This window comes from Aeoliella sp. (genome assembly GCF_965227375.1).
In the GTDB taxonomy this organism is placed as follows: Bacteria; Planctomycetota; Planctomycetia; order Pirellulales; family Lacipirellulaceae; genus Aeoliella.
Genome location: NZ_CBDDFX010000002.1, coordinates 4525347 through 4545742, shown reverse-complemented (window position 1 = coordinate 4545742; position 20396 = coordinate 4525347). Strand labels below are relative to the sequence as shown.

Below are 20396 nucleotides of genomic sequence, written 5' to 3'. Positions count from 1 at the left end.
CTCCGACCTCGCCTACTCGATCCTCCGCCGCAGCAGGATGGCGTCCTCAACGTTCACGTCCTCGCCTGGCTTGAAGGCCACTGGCTTGGTGCGGTCGATGATGTAGAACGCCCGATGGCGCTCGACGTTGCCAATGTCGCTGCCCAGTTCCTTGCCCAACTGGTAACCCTCCGGGTAGACCTTGTTGTACAAGGCTTGAGCACGAGCATCGCTGTTCCCAGAAGCGTCGCCAATCTGGTTCCTGAACTTATCCCGCACCCCATTCTCGTTTTCATTCCAGTCCGGCGCGGCGGTCACTTCGAAGTACCCGACGGTCACCCAAATGGCGAACACACCACTGCGGGTGGTGGTCATGTTGTCGAGTCGCGTCAGCGGTCCATAGTGCATGGCACTGTTCCGCGTGGCATCGATCGCCGGCGCGGAGCACAGTTCGCTAAACAGCGGCACGGACGCCTGATCGGACTGCTTGTTGAACGGATTGCCATCAGCCGCCCCGATGCCCGCTTCGCGGGAGTCGTTCACTAGTGCCGAGCCGTTGTCCGAACCGGGGCCTCCCCAAACAAAACCGCTGCCCGGCTGGAACGGATGCGATCGGAGCATCGTAGCTTCCGTACCATGCTGCACCATAGCCGACAGCGGCACCAGGTCGCCCGCTTCGCCGCTGCGGAACGGATTAGAGAAGAAGGTTGGCACCCTGGCATCCATGACGAGGTCCACACGATCGACGCCACCCGGAGCGACTCCGTTGGAGAACAACGGATCAGCAAAGCCGCGGCGGCTGAGCACCACGTCGCGCCATGCGGGACCAAAGTGGCCAAACGGCAACCCGGCCGCGCGTTGTGCGGGATCCAGGTCTTGCGTGCGGTGCATCAGGCCGTCGAACACATCGGACCAGAGCAGGTAAGCCGAGCTTCCCCCCTCGCGCTGGCTGGCCACGGTATTCAGGTTCACCTTGCCTGGCTCGCGGTAGTTGGCCACTCGGTTGAACGGCGCCAGGTGGCCTACGCGAGGATCGTTGGCGTCGCTTACACTCGCGGAGTTGAACGTCGCCGGGTTTAGCAGCGTGTCGGTCGCCACAAACCGGCTAGGTGTGTGAACGTAGTCGAGGATGCGATGGAAATTCGGCGCGCCGACCGGCACGGGGTTCCCATCGGTATCTTGCAGCACCCGCGCTGGGTAGCGCGACGACTGCATCATGTTCAACAGCGCGCCGAAGCCCGCCACGTGGGCCTTGTAACGGGCCACGTTGGTCTGCTCCGCGTCGACATTGGCAAATGATCCGGTCTCGATACTCACGGCCGAAATGTCGTTGCCCGAAGCATCCTTCGCCCCTTCGTTCACGTAGGGATCGATCTGCTCAATGGGATTCATGGTCGTGAACTTGCGCAACAGTTCCATCGAACTCCACGCAGGCACTTGCAGCAGTTCGCTTTCGCTCACGAACGGCCGGTTGGTCCAGTTGAGCCATGGATAGGTCGAGCCACCCGCGGCCGCATCGGGTCGCGGTGCACCGAGGGCGCTGCCCATGGTCAGCAAATTGCCATCGTCGCCATTCAGATCGGTTGGATCGACGGCCGCAGGCAAACTAGCCCCTACTCCGGACTCGGGCCGGACGTAGAAGTCGCCCATCGCCTCGTTCGGCAGGCCGAGCGAGTGTTTGAAGAAGTAGTCGGAGTGGTTCTTAGCGATCTCGTGCTCGTCCTTAACCGCTTGCGACATCAGGAAGGCGCCGGTGGCGGGGATCAGCATCGAGTTTTCCTCCGGAGGCAGCAACCTGTCGGAGGCCAGGAAGTAATCCTGGTTCATCATCGCACGCTGCTGAACGGCAAAAGTGCCATTCAGTTCTTCCACGGTGCGGCGCGATTCGAACATTCGCTCTGTGGAGCCAAATCCCTTGTTGGCCGAATTAGCGCCCATGCCCACGTTCACACTGCTGGTGCCGTTGAACACGGTGAGGTCGACCGAAGCCGAGTCGACCGTCAGGTACGGGTTCACCGGCAATGCGGGGTCGTGCACACCGTAGTTCACCACGAGCGCTTTGGAGTGAACCTTGTAGTCCGGAGCCGGGTTCCACGGCATCGTGGGATCGGCTAGTCGCTGCAAGTGGACTACGCGGAACTTCTTGAACGAAACAGGCGAATTCTGGGCTGATTTGAACGCGGCAACGTCGAACGGGGAATCGAAGTGAGCGTCGCCCTGATTGTTGGTGTACGAGCCTTCGCCATTGGCGGTATGTGGATTCCAACGCTGTCCCGTGTCGCCCTTGCCATCTTGCAACTGGTAAAGTTCGCGCTCTCGCACTCCGTAGCCGTAGACTGGTTCGCTGATGTTCATGTCGTCCACCGGCACCACGATCGTGGGAGCAGCAACACGAGAAGCGCCTTGCAGGACGGCCCCGCCGTCGCCCGTCATGTTCAGTGGAGGATCGGCATCATTGACGTACATCAACTCGTTCGAGCGAACGGCCGCACCGGTGCCGCCGTGGAAAGTGGCGCCGTTCGAACCCACTACCCATTGCTGCTGGTAGGGGTTGGCGGAGGGATGCATTTCGAACCGCCGGGTGCCGCGCAGTTGGCTGGTGTGCTGCATGTCATCGGTTTCCGCCTCGGTGCCCGCGCCCTGGAAGTTGCGACCGAGTGTCGTGATGAACCGCAAGGGTGAATTGCCGTCGTCCGGATCGACACGTTGCTTGTCGTCGTACAATGTGCCGGCCGAGCCGATCACCGCGTAACGTCCTGGCATCACGGGGGCGATTCGTACATCGGGACGCGGATCGTCCGTCTCGGTCGACACAAACCGGAACGGGTACGAAACGAGGTTTCGGTCGACCCGAATCGGGTTGACGGGAATCCGGACCTTCAAATCGTTGTAGATGGTTCCCCGTTGTGTCGTGTCTAGATCGGTGTAGCCGCGGGCCGTGGCGCCGCGGAAGCTCCTGGGGTTGCTACCAGTTGCGTCGAAGTACTTGCAGTGGAACTTCGAATTGTTCGACGTGAAATAGAACTCCCGTTCGATGTACGGGTACGGCTTGGCGAACAACTGGCGGTTGTACCTGCCCGGCATGTTGTCGGGCGTCATTTCGTTGGTCACCACCCGGTCGTCGGTGCGGGCTTGCTGCCAACTGGACAGTGGCCACCGCGGTTGCGCTGCTCCCGGCGTGAATCCGCCGGTGAGCAGCGGCGGGATGAACCACATCTCTTCCCAGTCCATGTTCATGGGCGACAGATAAGGAATCTGCTCACGCTCCTTGAAAACACGATCCAGCGCCAGCGAGTAGTCATACACCGACTTGGGGCTGTCGGCCTTGGTGCCGTTCAGCGGATCGGCGCTCGACATGTTCGGGTCAATGGTCTCGTCGCTAACGGCTCCAGTAGCACTGTGATAGCCGGGATGCTCTTCCACCACGACCAAACGCCAAACTGGCGAGCGCTGCACTTTGCCACTCTCCGGGTCAAAGCGCCCGACGTTCGAGAGTCGATTCAGCAAGACGCCGTCGATGTCCAGCCGGGTGTCCAAGGTTCCATCGCCATCGGCATCGAACCAGTGGTAGGTGTCGTTGACGTCAAGATTGCCGTCTTGGTTTTGATCGAAGGTCGCTAGGAAATCCCCATTGGCCTCTTGTGGATGCTGGGTAAACCCGTGGCGATAAAGTTCCACGGCCTTTGGGCTGTCGCCCGAGTTGGGATTGTAGATCTCCACAAACAACGAGCCCCGCGGTCGCAAGCGTTGGTCGAGATCGTTGTCTTGCTTCAGTTGGGGGTCGTCGTCCTGGGTGGTGTTATCGCCGGGCTTGCGGGTGCTGGCTCGATCCTCGAGCCGCAAGTCGTGGAAGGCGGCCGTTTCGCTAATCAACAACTCGGGCTTCTCCACGCCCCATACGATGCTGCGGGTGGCTTGCTCGTCGCTTTGTTGATTGCTGCCCGGTCCGTAGGAGGGAACCGGATTGGTGATGACCTTCACTCCATTGGCACCCATGTTCTGCCAATCGATTACTTGCTGGAAGTTCTCGTTGGTAGTGGGATCGCCATCGAGCGGGAAGTAGATGTCGTCGGTGGGGTCGTCCTTGGTGCCGTTGTCGTTGATGTTGCCCCAGCCATCCCAGGGATTCTCATCGAACTCAAACGGAGTGTTCGAGACATCCGAGTCACGGAAGTCGACACAGTTCACCGCCCACTGGGCAATTTGCCGGCAGGTGTACCGCCGCTGGGCTTCGAGCTTCGCCTGGTAGTCGGTCATGCCGGACGAGGCCTTGAGTTGAATCGCCTTGACGCGTAGATACGCCCGCGCCGAAGGATCCGACGGGTCGTACGGCATCACATAATCCTCGTCCATCAGCACGAGCATCAGCATGTAAAGATGTCGCGCGTAGAGCTGTCGCGCCAGATGGGCATCGTTGCGAACCGTTACAGGTTGGGCTACGTCGGGGTTGCCGTCGGCATCTACGTCGACTTGTAATTCACCCCCGGCTATGTCGAGTTGTCCATTGCCATTCGAGTCCGTAAACGGAGCTTGAGCCACGTCTTGGCTCATCACCGCGTCGACGGGAACACCGGCGCCGCCTAGTTGCACGGACCACAGTCGGTCGGTGGGAGGATCGTAGACTCGGTTGCCATTGAGGTCGATGAACTTTCCACTCGCCGAGTCGTACGGCTCGCCCGCCTCAATCGGCTCGTCGACAATGCCGTTGCCGTTATCGTCCGCACCATTGCCAAACGGCCGGTTGAGGTCCATCTTGTAGCCCGCCAGAACTTCTGGCGGCAGCAGTTGGTTGGAGATGTTGCTCAGGATGGCGACCGCCTGAGGGTTGTTCCAGTTGTAGGGTCGCGTCTGTCCATCGGTCAGGAACAGCTTCGCGCGATGCCGTTGGATGCGATACCACAACACGTCGACCAACCGAGCTTCCGCCACGCTCTTCCCGGTGAGCGATGAGAAGTCGTCGGACCAGCCAAGTAGATACAGCCCCAGCGACGGATTACTGGAGTCTTGTACGGCGTACCAGCCGATTTCGCCCTGTCCGCTTCGAACGTTGAATAGCACAGGGTCGTCATCGTTGTTGCCATTGTTGTCCGAGTCGATTCCATCATCGTCCACACCGGCGTTACCCGGCGCGCCGTCGGGGCCGAGTTCGGTGATGTAGCTCGGCACCACGTCGGCCGGTACGGGGGCTTCGAGGCTCTCGGTGGTGACCTCTTGCCGCTTGATCGCCGTTTCGGTTTGGGCGAGGGCCCACTCCTCCGGCGTGATGTTCGACGTGTCCGACGCGATCGTCAGCACGTACTTGCTGGGATCGAACGTGTCGACGATGTCCCACAAACGACTCGGCGCGGTGCCGGTTTCCGGATCGTAAGCGCGCAAGATGCGTTCCATCTCGCTGGTTGCAAACAGGGCATCGTCCTGCGGAGTAACCGCACCTGGCAGGCCGCGACGGCCGTCGCTGGTTAGGTCGGTTTCGTAGGGGGAGTCGTCGAGCAGGGCGGCTATCTGGACTCCCAGAAGATTACCACCCGGACCACCAGCATCGTACGTTGGCTCGTACACAGGCTGTCCGGTGTAGTCGATTCCCGTGGCATACCGACCACGCAGGTCGGGCGAGATGGCGAAGGCGGATGGCTGCGCCAGCAGGGGAACGCCCAGTCGCTCCGACCGCATGCGATCGGCCATGGGGTAATCAAAGAACTCGAATGGTACGAGGGGTTCCCGGGTAGCGGCGACGGTGTTCAGGTCGCTGGGATTGAGCGCTCGGCCAGGAGTAATGGGTGCCCCAGTAGCGGCCAGCAAGTAGGTGCTTCCCAACCGTCCCCAGATTGCATCGGAGTTCGGATCGGCCGGCATGCGACCGTACAGCAGTCGCGCGTAGTCGTCGGCCGTGGGATCGCCGTTGTAGGGATTGAAGTTGCTCAGGTAGTTCGCGTTGTAGGGTTGCGTGAGCGGAGAGAGGATCGACCGCAACGAACCATCGCCCGGTCCCCAGCCCATGCCGACGGGCATCAGGTTGGAGGTCCACACCACGTTCGACATGCCGCGGAACCATTGGTCGCCGCCAGCCAAGTTGCCGCGTTCCGTGCGATCGTTGCCAACAATGTCATCGCGACTGGTCAGGGCGTGGAGTGGATCGAAATTTGTGTTGGCAAAGTGATCGGACGAGCCGATTGCGTTGACGTTCAGGCGGTTGTCGAGGTCGACCACTAGGAAGGCGTACATGGCCTTGAACAGCGTGCCGTCCTCGCGTTCTTGCACGGGATCGCCCAGGTCGAGCCACACGCTGTCGTTGATGCCGTCGTTGTCGTTGTCGACGTCCCAGGGACCCACGGCTTCCCAGAACGGAAAGCGGATTTGCCCGTTGGCTGCCAGCAGGAGGCTGCGACTATTGGGATCGGGCACCAACGCTGTTCCGCGATACCGCGATGCTGGATTGCTGCCATCGAAGTTGGGATGGTCCTCGGGAATCGGCCGCAACGAGATCTTACGCTTAATCGCCACGATCGCATCGGCAACCGGGTCGCCTGGCGCTTTGTAGGCGTCGTACGGCGAGATAATCGCTGCTGCCCGCTGGTTCTCGTCCGAAATGGCGTTCACCAGCCAGGGCGCCGTGTGCAGTCGGTGGAACCAGTAGTTCACCAGCGCGGGGCGGTGGTACGACGGAACGATGGTGTTCTCCAAGTCGAGCCGTATCCCCTGGTTGGTGTCGTTGAGCAGTCCCCTAGCCACCCTTGTGTTGCCAAGGTCGACCAGTCCCGCGTCCACTCCCAGCAGCCCAGCGGTGGCCCGCGGCGAGAGAGGCATATGCGCCAGGAACATGTTCTGGTAGTCGACCGCGTCGTACGACTCGTCGCTGCCGCCGGGGCCATCGGCCGTGGGGTACAGCAAGGTGTCTCTGTTTGAGTTCAGCGATACAAAGTCGGTCAACGGGTAGCCACCGCCGTTCGTCCCACGGAAAGGATCGCCGCCCGGGGTAAAGTTGGTGCCCAGATAGTGAGCCGCCTGGGTGTAGTCGACGTAACGGCCGTTGGGCGTGAGGGCGATTTCGGTGCCAACGAACTGCCCATCGAGCGGCATCAACTCCACAGCGCTGAGCTTCGGCTTGCCTCGCGTGGCCAGGCGATTCAAGCCCGCTCCGGTGCCATTGTGGGGGCGGCCGTTCACCATGAACGCATTGCCGGCCAGTGCGGCCAGGTCCGTCGCGCTGAGCAAGGCCCCATCGGCGCGGGGAAACGACATGACGCGCAGACGGAAGACCGGCACGCCGTTGCCATCGAAGCTCATCAACCGGTAGTCGAGAATACGCGTCGATTGTCCTGCCGCGGCGCCTTCGAGCATGGTCAGCAGGCAGCCGTTGTAGTAACCCGTCGCGGCCGGCAACACATGGTCGACCGGCGTACCATCAGGATTGCGATCGAGCTTGACCACATTTGCCGCCTCGGCCAGTGGAATAGTCAGAGGAAAGTCCCCTACGTACAGATCGATGAACTGGCCGTTGGTCGGACCCAGCGCTGCTGGGGTCGCCGAGCCGAATTGGTTGTTTCCGGAGTACTCGCAAAAGTAAGTCGCCACATCGGGGTAGACCCGCGCGACGAAGCCATCCGCGCCGTACATGTCGCGGAGCAGGCTGTGGTGGCGGATGGAGCTCGAGGGGTTGTTCGTGTCGCGCAGCACCTGCAGCATCGCCCGTTCCATCAGGTCGTACGGGTTGTTCTCGGTGCGGTTCTCCTTGGCGGCTGCTTCCGACGAGGTCCGGTAGAACTGGCTGGTCATCAGAAAGGCCGTACCCAGCAGCAGGAACAGGGCGAGCATGCTGAGCACTACCATCAACAGCACCCCGCGACGATCGCGGCGGCGAGTGCGACGGCGGAGGTTCGCGCGACGGACTTGTAGCAGGCGTTGTTTCGACTGACTCATCTCTCGGTTCCGTAGGTTTTCGCAATCGTCGACTTGCCAGCGACGGCGCGATGAAGAGTAGTTGTTTCTTGCCGTCTTTGGCGAGCCGAAAGCGTCAGCGCCCGGAGTAGTATCGGGGCAATCGTTCCGGCTCGCTGGATTGGTTTACAGTTCGTACGCGCCGGACGCGTTCAGGCGCATGGTCTTGGTGTGCACCGCCACTGCGCCGGGGAACAGCCCCACACGCACCTGCGTGCCGGCGGTCTTCCATGGCCAATCGGGGCCACGCAAGCCAACCAGGCGCTGTTTGTCGGTATCGGTGATGGGACTGCGGAGCTGCTCGTCGATGGCCAGTACGCGGTACCATTGGGCGAAGAACAGCGGTTGGGCGCGGGTGCTCGAGGGGTGCGGGCCAGTGACCATGACCCATTGTCCCTGCTTGAGTTCCTCGAAGGGGTCGCCTGGATCATTTTGTAGCTTGGTAAGCAAGATCTCACCGCCACCGGTGCCGGTCGACACGACGGTGCCGTGTACTAAACGCTCGCTGGTTTCGATGTTGTTGACGGGGCGCTTGTAAAACACGACCACCGATACATCAAAGTAGAAGGCCGACGGATCGAGCGCCAGCGCCTGGCGTGCTTCGCTTTGCGTGGGCGTGACCATCGCCATCCAGGAGAAGTTGCCCTGCGACTCGCGTCGGAAGGGAACGTCGACCACCTTGTCGTTATTGGTATCGACGCCGACCATCCGCTGCCGCCGAGGCTGCGACTCGTCGTCGTCCACCACTACTATCGACAGGTCGTCACTACTGGAATAGAGGTTCCGAGCCATGGGCTCGCTGGGACTTGAATTACCCATCACCATCGACCTGGTGCAGAGACGTCGAACCGGCCATTGTGAAAACGAATTCCAGCGAGCGGCGTTGCCGGGAATTACCGACGGTGTAAACCCAGCGGCGTCGGTCGGGTCGGTTGGATCCGCGTCGATGGGCGCCCGCGACAGCCGTGCTGGATTCACGCCCTGACGGAAGCCGGCCGCCGTGCCCAGAGGGTCGATGACATAAACGAAGCCCACTGCGCTGTTCATGTTCGATTGGAAATCGACTGAATCATCCGTGTAGGATCCCATCCAGTCACGCATGTGTTTGTCCATAGGATTGTACGCGCCGCCGTTCCACACTCCCCAGTTCGACGGGTCGAGGTCGCCGCGGGCGACCAGATCGGCGAAGGCCGCTTGGGCGATGGCTGCTCCGCGGTCGGCGATCTCACCTTTTTGCATGAAGTAACCACCAACGGGGAACATGGCCGCCGCGCCCAACAGGCCAACCGACAGGATGCCGATGGAGATCAGCACCTCGGTGAGCGTCACGCCGCCACGCATGTGCGGAGACAGAAGTTGGGTGGGGGAAGGTTTTCGTAACATGGTTCGTGCTCGTTTCTCAGTTTGCCCCTGAGAAAAGTGTTCGCTGTAGGCTATCCACCCGTGGTCCGCCGCATCTCGCGGGCGAACTCTTGGGCGGCTTGGATTTGCCCCATTCGTGTGTCTAGGCTATCTGGAGCCGCATCAACGGTTCCGTTGCGGTCATAGTCAACAGTGGGGACCGTCGGTGTGACAAACGCATTCTCGGTGGTCACAATGCTGCCGCTTTGAGTGCCAATGGTGACCCAGCGGCTCTCGAGGTTCAGCCAGTTGAGCTTGGCCTTTTCGGCTTCGCGTTCGGTCTCGGTGCCGCTGACGAGGTCCAAACTGGTGTCCGCCGGAATCAACTCGCGGCGACCCACCAACAGGGCGACGTTCGCCGAGGGGATGCCGATCACCGGAACGGAGGCCCGGCTGCCGTTGTTGTCCACGACCTGCACGCGTTCGTATTGCACGCGTTCGACATTGCCTTCGGGGCTGAACAGGATGTACACGGGAGCATTGGTGATCGTCTCGTACAACACCGGTGCAGAGACATCGTCTCCATCCGAGTAGTGAAACGGCACCGCGCCCACGATGCCTGAGGCTTCGAGGTCGATCGCCGCGCCTTCGGGCAGTTGGAATGGATCGGCCGAAGTCGGCACCGGCTGGCGATGAATCTTGTACGGTGCGGGCTCGGTCCAGAATGGGCCGTTACCTGTGTTGTTCGAGGCCACCGCAGCTCGCAGCGCGGCTGATGTCAGCCGGCTGCCATCGCCAGCGTACTCCGGTTCAATCACCTGGCCGGTGTTGTTGACAGGCACGGCATTCAATCGAACCACCTGCGAGAGATTACCCGCATTGCCTCCCAAGTAACCGTTGACGGGATCAATCGCCATGTTCGAGGTATCTGGGCCCAGGAGGATTCGATACTGGGTGCCCTTCAGTTCGACCACATCGTTGATACGGATTAGCGCTTGAGGAACCAGGTCCGCACGCCAGCCTGCCGGCAGACCGCTGGTGGCGGATCCGGATGCGTTTCTGGTGATAAAATCGAGCAGTACTTGTCCGGGGATATTGGGGTTCAGCGCCACGCGCATCCGCGAGTTCTCGTCGAAACCGGCGTAAGGCACTGGCACTTCCACCGGCACCACTTCCAGGCAGACGCCGCGGTCGGCTGCGTTGCCGGTTTCGGCCGAAAGCCGCTTGAGTGCCACGCCAGTCGCGCGGTTCGAGACGATGGCCTTCGACTGCTGCTGAGTGAGAAACGTGTTAAAGCTCCGCGAGGTTTCGCGAATTCGCCGCTCGGCGGTGGTCGGCGTGAGCAGCGGAAGCGCCGCCGCGGTGAGTGTGGCCAGGATCACAATCACGATCAGCAGCTCGATCAGCGTCATCGCCGCGCGCGGAGCGACAGAGTACGCTGCGTTGCCTCTCACGTTTTGCCTTGTGCGTTGCATACGTTATTCGGCTGCGATGTTGTGGTTAGTGATGTTGTCAGCGCCGCCGTTGAGGTCGACGGCCGATCCGTCTTCGGTCATCGGCGAGCCGAGGAAGAAAGTGCCTTCGCTTGAAGTGACGGGTGCGTATGGCACTATCGAGGGGTTCGGCGGCACCACTGGCTGCCAAACGTTGGTCTCGCGAGCGCTGTGCAGATCGAATCGCTCATCTCCACCAGCGGAGAAGATTAGTGGCACCATGCGGAACGCAGCCTTGTCGACTCGGAAGAGATCAAACGGATCGTGGTCCGAAGCTGCCGCTTCGATCCACGCTTGCGTTGTCGGATCGCCGCCCAACTGGCGGGCGTTGAGTTGCACGTCCGACTCGTAGCCAGCCGGCCAACGAATCCAGCTAATCGGGTTGCCCCAGCCGTCCAAAAACTCATAAGCGCCGTCGCCATCGGTATCACCGATGCTGCTTTCGTTGAATAGCGAGCGTGCTTCGCCGTCCGCGGTAGCCAACATCACGACCATGTACAGGCACTCCGCGCCTTGGTTGGCTTTGATGGCTTCTTTGGAGACACCGGCGTCGAGCATGGCAAAGTACTGCCGGCGGTAGGCTTCATTGAGCGGGGTGACGCCGCGATAGAAGGACGATGCCGCTGCTGTTGGCGGTTGAAGGTACCGCGGCTCGACACCAATCAGGTCGCTAACATTGCTGACGTTGTCAGGCGAGGCGAGCAGCACGTCGCTCCACCGGTCGGGCATCTCCATCAGCATCAGTTCGCGCATCGCGCTGAGCCGAAACTCGGCCTGTTGGACGCTGCGATTGCCCTTCAACGCATCGCGAACCGGCGCCCTGCGGTCCTTGTATGTGTCGTACTGCTGCATCACCAACGTGTGGATGCGGGTGATCATCGACTTGGTGCGGGCTTCGCGGCCGCTTTCTGCCGCACGAGCCGCCACGCCCAGCAGCAAGCCCGCCAGGATGGCGATGATGGCGATGGCCACGAGCAACTCGATGAGCGTGAATGCGCGCACCGCACCGCGTACGCTGGCGCGTGACTCGGCGGTCTGAATTCTGCCTTCCGAATTCAACATCATGGTTGCGAATCCTCAAGCGTTCGGTTCGTCGAGAAGTTGGTAATCGTGTCGGCGAGGTCGCCGGTCCAGGGGCCGTCGGGATAGATGAGGCCGTAGTAAGTGGCCGTGGGATCCGTCCAGTCGACGATCATCTGCTCGTTTGCAAAGTCGCCCCAAGCGTCGTCCAGCCCCGCCGAGAGAATCTGGCATTGCCCCTCGTTTGCCCACCGCAGGTTGCCCACCACGTAGTTGTTCCCTCCGCCGGTCTTGAGTGCGACGATGGGACCAATGCCGTCGTAGGCCACGATGCCTTTTGGCTTGGCCGACGTGTCGAAGTAGGCGTAGGGAATGGTTAGATTCCTTGGCCTGTACCACCACAGGTTGATGCGGCGTGTTACCGTGTTGTCACGCGGGTCTGGGTACGTGATGTAGCGGCCCAATGAAGTATCAAAGGTGTTGTCGGCGGCCTTCGGCGCCAATTGCTCTTGTGCGAAGTCAAACCCAGTACGAGCACCAAGATCTTCGATCTCCGTGGTACGGAACGATGGCCCGCCCGGTCCACTGATGGGATACTTCGGATCGTCGCTAAAGCCACCGAGCCAGAAGACAGGCGCTTCGTAGGGACTCAAGCCAATGCCCGTGGTGCCGTTCATCTGGTAGTTGCCGTTCGATACGCCCGTGGCGATCGCTGCGAGCAGTGCATCGGGTTCGCGTTGCTTGGGAAATGCCTTGTTAAAGTGGCGTTTGAACTGGTCGAAGGGATTGGCAGCGGCCGGGATGCACATATTCGGCGGATACGCACCACCTGATACGTCGTTGGTGTATGCCTGAAATCCATCGGCAAGCTGCGTACACCCGACCTTAATGGCCGCTTCGCGTGAAGCCCGCATGGCCGCGCCGCCGGCGACCAAGAGCAGCGACGCTAGCGCCGCGATGATGCCGATCACGACGAGAAGTTCGACAAGCGTGAACGCGGAATGCGAATTGCGGACTGGGGAAGGTTTCATCTCAGCGCTCCTCGATGAGCTGTGTTTGAGTTGGTTTGTATTTCGATTAGGGTTCGTTCGCACTTAGCCGCTCAAGCCTTCGATCAGCTTCACGAGCGGGATGAACAGCGCGACCACGATAAAGCCGACCATGCCGCCGAGCACGATAATCAAGATGGGCTCCATCAGCTTTGTCAAACTGTCGGTCAACACGGCCACTTCTTCGTCGTACACGTCGGCCACCTTGTAGAGCATCGTGTCGAGCTCACCGGTCTCCTCGCCGACGTCCACCATGTTCACCACGATGTCGTCCACCACGCGTTGGTTGTATTTCAGCAGATAGATCAGCCCGCCAATCACCGGTATCGAGGTAATCCAAAAGAACAACGCCACCGGGTGGAAGCCGGGTACGCTGTTTTCTTTCATCGGTTTGGCAATCGATTCGCCCTCGCGAATCGCTTCGGAAATGCGGCTGTACATCCGCTCGAACACCGCGTTGCCCGCGGTGTCGCGAGTGATCGTGAGCGCTTCGAGAATCGGCACACCACTGGCCACCAGCGTGCCGAGGGTTCGGGCGGTGCGGGCCATGGTGTTCTTCTCGAACAGTTGGCCGAAGATCGGAACCTTGATGATGTACTGGTCCCAGCCCATGCGGCCCTCTTTGAATTTCCGCACCAGCTTGATGAACAGCCAGATGCTGGTGGGGATGAGCGGGATGAGGTACCAGAACTGCACGGTCTTCTCCGACATGGTGACCAGAACCTGCGTCATGGTCGGGAGCGGAAGGTCGAACTCGTCGAAGATCTGATTAAACTGCGGCACGATGAAGATCATGATCAACGTCAGAATGATCACCGCAATGCCCACCACGAACACCGGGTAGACCATCGCGCCTTTGACTTTTCGCTTGAGCGATTCGGCCCGCTCCTGGAAGTCGGCCAGACGTTGGAGAATCAGTTCCAACGCACCACCCGCTTCGCCCGCCTTGATCATGTTGACGTACAAGCGGTTGAAGCACTTGGGGCTCTTGGCCATCGCTTCGCTGAGCGTGGCGCCAGCTTCGATCTCGTCGCAGGTGTCTTCCAGCGAGTACTTCAGTCGGCCCGGCTTGGCCTGGGTGGCCAGAATGCGAAGCGAACGCAGAATCGGCAAGCCCGCGTCCTGCAAAATGGAGAGCTGGCGAGTAAAGGTGGTGAGGTCCTTACTCTTGACGCCGCCAAACACGAAGCCCCGCTTCTTCTTGGCCGCCGCGCCGGTCTCTTCCTTCTTGCGGCTCTTCTTGACGGAAATCTTCGTCACGAAGTAGCCCATCTGGCGGATGGTAGCTTGCGCTTCTTCCTCGGTGGTCGCCTCGATCACGTCTTTGATCTCGGCGCCGGTGGCGTCCATCGCTTCAAACTGGAAAGTAGGCATGGCTTCGTGGAACGGAATTCATTCCGTTCGTTCAAAAAGGGTTGTGGTAGTGATTTGTTGCTACTCGGCTTGCCGTGTCATTCCGAATGGAGGCTCGCCAACTGAGGAATCTGGTTTGCGTTGCTCGGAGACGTTGTCACTTCTGCTGGTCTAAGTAGTTCCTTCAGTCGCTTAGGCTTCCTCAGGATGACACGTTGCATTCTTCTAACGGAATGAATTCCGTTCTACGTTACGCTTCCAAAATCGTTTCGCGGATGACTTCTTCGGGCGTGGTGATGCCTTCGAGTGCGGCATTCATGCCGGCGGTGCGAAGGGTTACCATTCCGTGCTTCTCGGCCGCCCTGCGGAGTTCTTCCGTTTGGCAGTTCTCCATGATCATGTCGCGGAGGTCGTTGTTCATAATCATCAACTCGAACAGACCAACGCGGCCTTTGTAGCCGGTGTTGTTACACAGCTCGCAGCCGCTGCCGCGGTAAAACTTGTGACCTTTCATCATCTCGGGCGTGATCTCCAGGTCGTCGAGTACTTCCTGCGTGGGGTGGTACTCCTCGCGGCAGTTCTTGCACACTCGCCGCACCAATCGCTGGGCGAGAATCGCTTCGACCGTGGCGGTGATCATAAACGTCGGCACGCCCATGTCCTTTAGGCGCGTGATTGTGCTCGGCGCGTCGTTGGTATGCAGCGTGCTGAACACCAAGTGACCGGTCAGCGACGCCTGCACGGCGATCTCGGCCGTCTCCAAGTCGCGAATCTCGCCCACCAGGATCTTGTCGGGGTCCTGTCGCAGGATCGCGCGCAGGCACTGGGCAAACGTGTTGCCAATCGAAGGATCGATCGGCACCTGAACGATGCCGTCCATGTCGTACTCTACTGGTTCCTCGGTGGTGATCAGCTTGTCTTCGACGCTGTTTAGTTCGTTGAGCGCCGAGTACAGCGTGGTGGTCTTGCCCGAGCCCGTGGGACCGGTCACCAACACAATTCCGTTGGGCCTCTTGATGGCACTGCGGAATTCGGTCATCGTCTCGTCGTTCATGCCGACGTTGTTCAAGTCGAGCGACACGACCGAGCGATCAAGCACTCGCATCACCACGCTCTCGCCGAACATGGTGGGCAGCACGCTCACGCGCAAGTCGACCGGGTGGCCACCCACGGTGAGTTCGATACGCCCGTCCTGCGGCATTCTTCGCTCGGCGATGTCGAGGTTGGCCATCACTTTGATGCGCGTGGTAATGGCAAACGCCAGGTGGCGGGGCGGCGGCACCATTTCGTACAGCACGCCGTCGGCCTTGATGCGGATGCGGAACTCGTCCTCGAACGGTTCGAAGTGCAAGTCGCTGGCGTGGTCCTTGATCGCCAGCAGCAGCACCATGTTCAGCAGTTTCCGCACCGGCGCGCTATCGGCCAACGCTTCGACACTGGTCAGGTCGATCGGTCCATCGCTCGACACCTCGGCAGCCGCCTTGGCCAGTTCTTGATCGTTTTCCAGATCGCCAACCAGGCTCTCGACGCTCTCGGTGTTCTCGCCGTAGTAACGCTCGAGCGCCGCGTTCATGCTGCTGGCGGTGGTGACCGCCACGCGGATGTTGTAGCCCAGGAAGGTTCGCAGCTCGTCCTGTACCGCCAAGTTCTGCGGATCGCTCATTGCCACGGTGAGCGTGTTGCCGTCGAACTCCGTGGGGATGATGCGGTACATCTGAGCCATCGGCTCGGTGACCATCGCCAGCACGTCCTTCTCGATGGTAAGGTCGGAGACCGTCACCACCTTCAGCCCCATCTGCTCGCCCAACGCGTGGGCCACCTGGTCTTCGTTTACCAGGCCCATGTCCATGGCGACACGGCCAAACAGCTGCCCAGGCTGCTGCTTTTGCTCGTCGATCAAAAGCTCGAGCTGCTCGTCCGACAGGAAGCCCATGTCGACCAGAATCTGTCCTATGCGACGCATTGCCATGTTCGTTGAACGGAGTTCATTCCGTTAGTTGTGGTCTGGTGATTTGTTAGGTCGTTGGGTTGGCTGCTAACGGTTTATGCCGCGTCGTCCTCGCCAGGTTCGTCGTCGAACATGCCACGCTCGGCGGCGGCGAAGCGGGCGGCCAGGTCGTCCGGCGTGTTGCACTTGGCCAAGGCGTCTTCCTTGGTGACGAGGCCTTCCTGCCACAGCTTCAGGATGTGATCGTCCAGGAGCTGCATGCCGTACTTCGAACCGGTTTGAATCTGCGAAGTGATACGGAAAATCTTGTTCTCGCGAATCAGGTTGGCGATGCCGGAGTTCACCACCAGCACCTCGTGCGCTGCGACGCGACCGCCGCCAACCTTCTTCAATAGCTGCTGCGACAGGATGCCAATGATACTGGAGGCCAACTGCGTGCGAATTTGGTCCTGCTGATTGGTGGGGAACACGTCGATGATACGGTTGATCGTGCCGGCCGCGCTGGAGGTGTGCAGCGTGCCGAACACCACGTGGCCGGTTTCGGCCGCGGTGATCGCCGCCTCGATGGTTTCCAGGTCGCGAAGCTCACCCACCAGGATGACGTCGGGGTCCTGACGCAACGCCCGGCGAATGGCCTCGGCGAAGCTGGTGACGTCCACGCCAACTTCGCGCTGGTTGATCGTCGACTTCTTGTGGTTGTGTTGGAACTCGATCGGGTCTTCGATCGTGATGATGTGATGGTCGACGTTCTCGTTAATGTAGTCGACCATCGCCGCGAGCGAGGTACTCTTACCCGAACCCGTCGGCCCGGTGACCAGCACCAGTCCGCGTGGCCGCAGGATCATTTTCTTGAACACCTGCGGCAGGTTCAGTTGATCCATGGTCCACAGCTCGACCGGAATCTGCCGCAGCACCATGGCCACCTTGCCCCGCTGGCGAAACACCGACACGCGGAATCGCGCCTGCTCGCCGAAGGCAAAACCAAAGTCAGTGCTGCCGGTCTCCTGGAACTCCTGCTGGCAGCGGTCGGGCGTGATGCTCTTCATCAGGCCCATGGTGTCCTCGGGCTCGAGCACCTTGGTTTTGAGCTTCTGCATCCGGCCATGCAACCGCAGCACCGGCGGCTGGCCGCAGGTGATGTGCAAGTCGCTGGCACCCTGCTTGATGGCAGCGGACAGCAGTTTGTCGATAAGAATAGTGCCCATAACGATCACTTCCTAGCGCGCGGGTTATAGCGGTGCAGCGACCGGCAAGCGGTCGAGCATTGATTGCGCGAGGAAGATTCCCTGTTCCGATCTCTCTCGCCACATGTGCCGGTCGCGCCCCTGTAGCGCACCTAGCCTGGCAGCGAAGTTTCCGACCTGGCGAACCACGTCTGCTGGCATGCTGGTTGCCGTAATTCGCTTCCTGGCCCGGAGGTGAATCTTCAGCATGCTGGCAGCCGCCAATCGCGTAAGGTGACGAGCGGCCGGTACAGGATTATTCGCCCCCGCGCGGGACGACTCAAGTCTCGATTTTACTTCTAGTTAGCGCCACGCTGGGCGATTAGCTGGTGGTTGGTTTGGCCGTGGCGGTCTGAGCTGAGGATAAGTGGATCGGCAATTTGGCGTTGGAGCGCCTGTTGGCTGCGGTGATCGGTCGCCGCCTGAACGTCTAACGTTGAGCGTTTTACTACTGGACCTTCTTTGCGACTCGGAACACCTCGTCGAGCGTGGTGATGCCTTTGCAGACCTTCAGAAGCGCGTCATCATAAAGCGTTGTCATGCCGAGGTTTACGGCTTCCTTGCGGAGCTCCTGGGTCGATGCGCCTTGGAAGGTCAGCTCGCGGATGCGGGAGTTCATTGTCATCAATTCGAATACACCTAAGCGGCCACGATATCCGCTGTTGCCGCAGTGACTACAGCCGCGACCCTTCATGAAATTGGCCTCAGCAACCATCTCCGGCGAGATGCCAGCGGCCTGTAATTCGCTCTCTCTTGGGGTGTACGGTTGTTTACATTTATTGCAAATCACGCGCACCAAACGTTGTGCGAGAATTCCAATAACGCTGCCAGCCACCAGATATGAGGGCACGCCCATATCGACCATACGTGTTACGGCGCCGGGCGCATCGTTCGTGTGTAGAGTACTGAATACCAAGTGTCCAGTTAAACTCGCTTGTATTCCCATGCTAGCGGTTTCGTAGTCTCGCATCTCGCCCACCAGGATCACATTGGGTGCCTGACGCAGCATCGACCGGATGATCATGGCGAAGTCGAGCCCGATGGAGTGCCGCACCTCCACCTGATTGATGCCCGGCAGGTAGTACTCCACCGGGTCCTCGGCGGTGATGATTTTGCGGTCTGGCCGGTTTAGCTCGTTCATCGCCGCGTACAAGGTGGTCGTCTTTCCCGACCCCGTGGGACCTGTCACCAAAAGGATTCCATTCGGGCGGCGGATCAGGTTGCGGAAGATCTTGAAGTCGCGCTCCGACAGGCCCAGCTGCCGGACGCCCACTTTGATGTTGTCCTTGTCCAGCAGCCGCATCACGCACGACTGGCCGTGGTTGGTCGGCAGCATGCTGACCCGTAGGTCCAATTCCTTGCCGCCCGCGGTGATCTTGATCCGGCCGTCCTGCGTCCTGCGGCGTTCCGCAATGTCCATGCGGGACAGAATCTTGATGCGGGAGAGCAGGGCACCCAGCAAACGCCGCGGGGGGCTGTCGCGCTCCACCAGGACGCCATCGATGCGGTATCGGATGCGAACGCGGTCTTCGAACGGCTCGACGTGAATATCGCTCGCCCGCAGCTGCACCGCCTCGCTGATCATCAGTTGCACGAGCCGAACGATCGGGGCGCTGGCTTCATCGACGGTGTCGTCCTCGTCGGCTCCGTCGCCCTCCTCGGTTTCGGTGAAGTCGATGGCCGTATCGGTGAATTCCTGCAGCATCGAGTCGGCCGATTCGTCGCCAATCTGACCGTAGTTGCGGTTAATAGCCTCCAGGATGCTTTCACGAGTGGCCAGGGCGATTTCGATCTTGCGATTCAGGATGAACTGCAGCTTGTCGATCGTGTCGAAGTCCTGCGGATCGCTCACCAGCACACGCAACACGCCGTCCTCTTCGGACAGCGGAATCACGGCGTTTTCGCGGGCCACCGACTCGGGCACGAGTTCCACCACGGCGGGCGGGATGGCCACGTCGCGGAGGTCGTAGTACTCGAACCCGTCGCGGGCGGCCAGCGCCTGCATGATCTGTTCGCTGGACGCGTACCCCGACTGCACCAGGGCGTCTTGGGGTTTGATGTGCTGCGCGGCGGCCAACTGCTTGGCCTCCGCCCACTGCTCTTGGCTGATGAGGCCCTGCTGAACGAGATACTGGCCCAGGTCCATGGATATTGCTTATGGGGATCGAGTGTGCGAGTAGGTAAGGGGCATTCTGCAGCGAGTTGAGTATATCACCCGCCTTCTGACATTCGTCAGCCGGGAGAAAGCGTATTGCTCCCGATCGAGTGGCCACCTGATGGGGAGCTTGAGATGTTTGCGTAGAAGGCCCGGTCTTCGACGCTAACTCCCTATGTCACCTAGACTAATGTCGCCTGAGGGGGGTGTCAACCAAACCGCCTCGGCAAGCAAGGGGGCTAGGTGAGCCCGTAGCCTGCCACGTGCCGAGCTTGGGCGTAGCAGTCGGCGATTCGCTCGGCCACCAGGTCGAGCAGGGCCTCGTCGTCGAGTTTCGCCAGCTCCTCAGGCGGAATCGCCTTGCCGCAGACCAAAGCTACGGGCCGGGGGGCAGGCAAGGTCTTCCCGCGGGGATAGGCCTCGTACGTGCCGGCGATTCCCAGCGGTACGATGCTCGCCTTGCCCCGCCGCACCAGGGCGATGAAACCCGGCTTGAGCGGCTGGAGCTTGCCATCCTCCGAGCGCGTTCCTTCGGGGAACATCAGCACTGCGTCGCCCTGTTTGATGCGTTTGAGCGTCGCCCGAATGCCCGCCAACCCGCTGCCGTCGCGGTCGATGGGTATCGCGTCGTAGGAGCGAATCAATGGACCCAGGAAGCCCGAGAACAGCGTATCGCGAGCCAAATATCCGAGCGGTCGAGGCATGAAACATCCGATGAGCGGCGGATCGAGATGGCTCTGGTGATTCGCCAGCAGGACGACTGGACCTTCGGCAGGCATATGTTTCATGCCGCGCCGCCTCACGCGAAAGTACACCCGCGACACGCCACCCACCACCCACTGCGTGAGCCGATACCAGAGGAGCTTGGGGAGCGAGCGACGATACATGCGAGGTAATTGA

General features: G+C 60.6%; 10 protein-coding genes. All 10 read right to left on the bottom strand.

What is annotated here, in order from left to right; translation table 11 throughout:
• Nucleotides 1-12: 12 nt before the first annotated feature.
• The 10 genes from ACQK2L_RS30700 to ACQK2L_RS30655 all read right to left on the bottom strand — a co-directional run bounded on the left by ACQK2L_RS30700 (nucleotide 13) and on the right by ACQK2L_RS30655 (nucleotide 20383).
• Complete coding sequence (locus ACQK2L_RS30700; protein WP_425400874.1) at nucleotides 13-7896, bottom strand: hypothetical protein; 7884 nt, start codon at nucleotides 7894-7896, stop codon at nucleotides 13-15.
• Nucleotides 7897-8040: 144 nt separating this feature from the next.
• A complete protein-coding gene (locus ACQK2L_RS30695; protein WP_425400873.1) occupies nucleotides 8041-9297 on the bottom strand; it encodes a type IV pilus modification PilV family protein in 1257 nt (418 codons plus the stop codon).
• A gap of 50 nt (nucleotides 9298-9347) precedes the next feature.
• On the bottom strand, nucleotides 9348-10730 hold the full coding sequence (locus ACQK2L_RS30690) for a pilus assembly FimT family protein (RefSeq protein ID WP_425400872.1): 1383 nt from the start codon (nucleotides 10728-10730) through the stop codon (nucleotides 9348-9350).
• 3 nt (nucleotides 10731-10733) lie between these two features.
• Nucleotides 10734-11813 carry a prepilin-type N-terminal cleavage/methylation domain-containing protein gene (locus ACQK2L_RS30685; protein ID WP_425400871.1) on the bottom strand — a complete coding sequence of 360 codons (1080 nt, stop codon included), beginning with the start codon at nucleotides 11811-11813 and terminating at the stop codon, nucleotides 10734-10736.
• Nucleotides 11810-12799: a type II secretion system protein gene (locus ACQK2L_RS30680; protein WP_425400870.1), complete on the bottom strand. Its 990-nt coding sequence runs from the start codon at nucleotides 12797-12799 to the stop codon at nucleotides 11810-11812. The genes ACQK2L_RS30685 and ACQK2L_RS30680 overlap by 4 nt, the downstream gene beginning before the upstream one ends.
• 63 nt (nucleotides 12800-12862) lie before the next feature.
• On the bottom strand, nucleotides 12863-14191 hold the full coding sequence (locus tag ACQK2L_RS30675; protein ID WP_425400869.1) for a type II secretion system F family protein: 1329 nt from the start codon (nucleotides 14189-14191) through the stop codon (nucleotides 12863-12865).
• Between the two features lie 229 nt (nucleotides 14192-14420).
• Nucleotides 14421-16139: a GspE/PulE family protein gene (locus ACQK2L_RS30670; protein WP_425400868.1), complete on the bottom strand. Its 1719-nt coding sequence runs from the start codon at nucleotides 16137-16139 to the stop codon at nucleotides 14421-14423.
• Nucleotides 16140-16213: 74 nt separating this feature from the next.
• Nucleotides 16214-17323, bottom strand: coding sequence for a type IV pilus twitching motility protein PilT (locus ACQK2L_RS30665; protein WP_425400867.1), 1110 nt, complete (start codon nucleotides 17321-17323; stop codon nucleotides 16214-16216).
• A gap of 466 nt (nucleotides 17324-17789) precedes the next feature.
• Nucleotides 17790-19487 carry a GspE/PulE family protein gene (locus ACQK2L_RS30660; RefSeq protein ID WP_425400866.1) on the bottom strand — a complete coding sequence of 566 codons (1698 nt, stop codon included), beginning with the start codon at nucleotides 19485-19487 and terminating at the stop codon, nucleotides 17790-17792.
• A 248-nt stretch (nucleotides 19488-19735) separates the two neighbouring features.
• Nucleotides 19736-20383 carry a lysophospholipid acyltransferase family protein gene (locus ACQK2L_RS30655; protein WP_425400865.1) on the bottom strand — a complete coding sequence of 216 codons (648 nt, stop codon included), beginning with the start codon at nucleotides 20381-20383 and terminating at the stop codon, nucleotides 19736-19738.
• Between the last annotated feature and the right edge of the window lie 13 nt (nucleotides 20384-20396).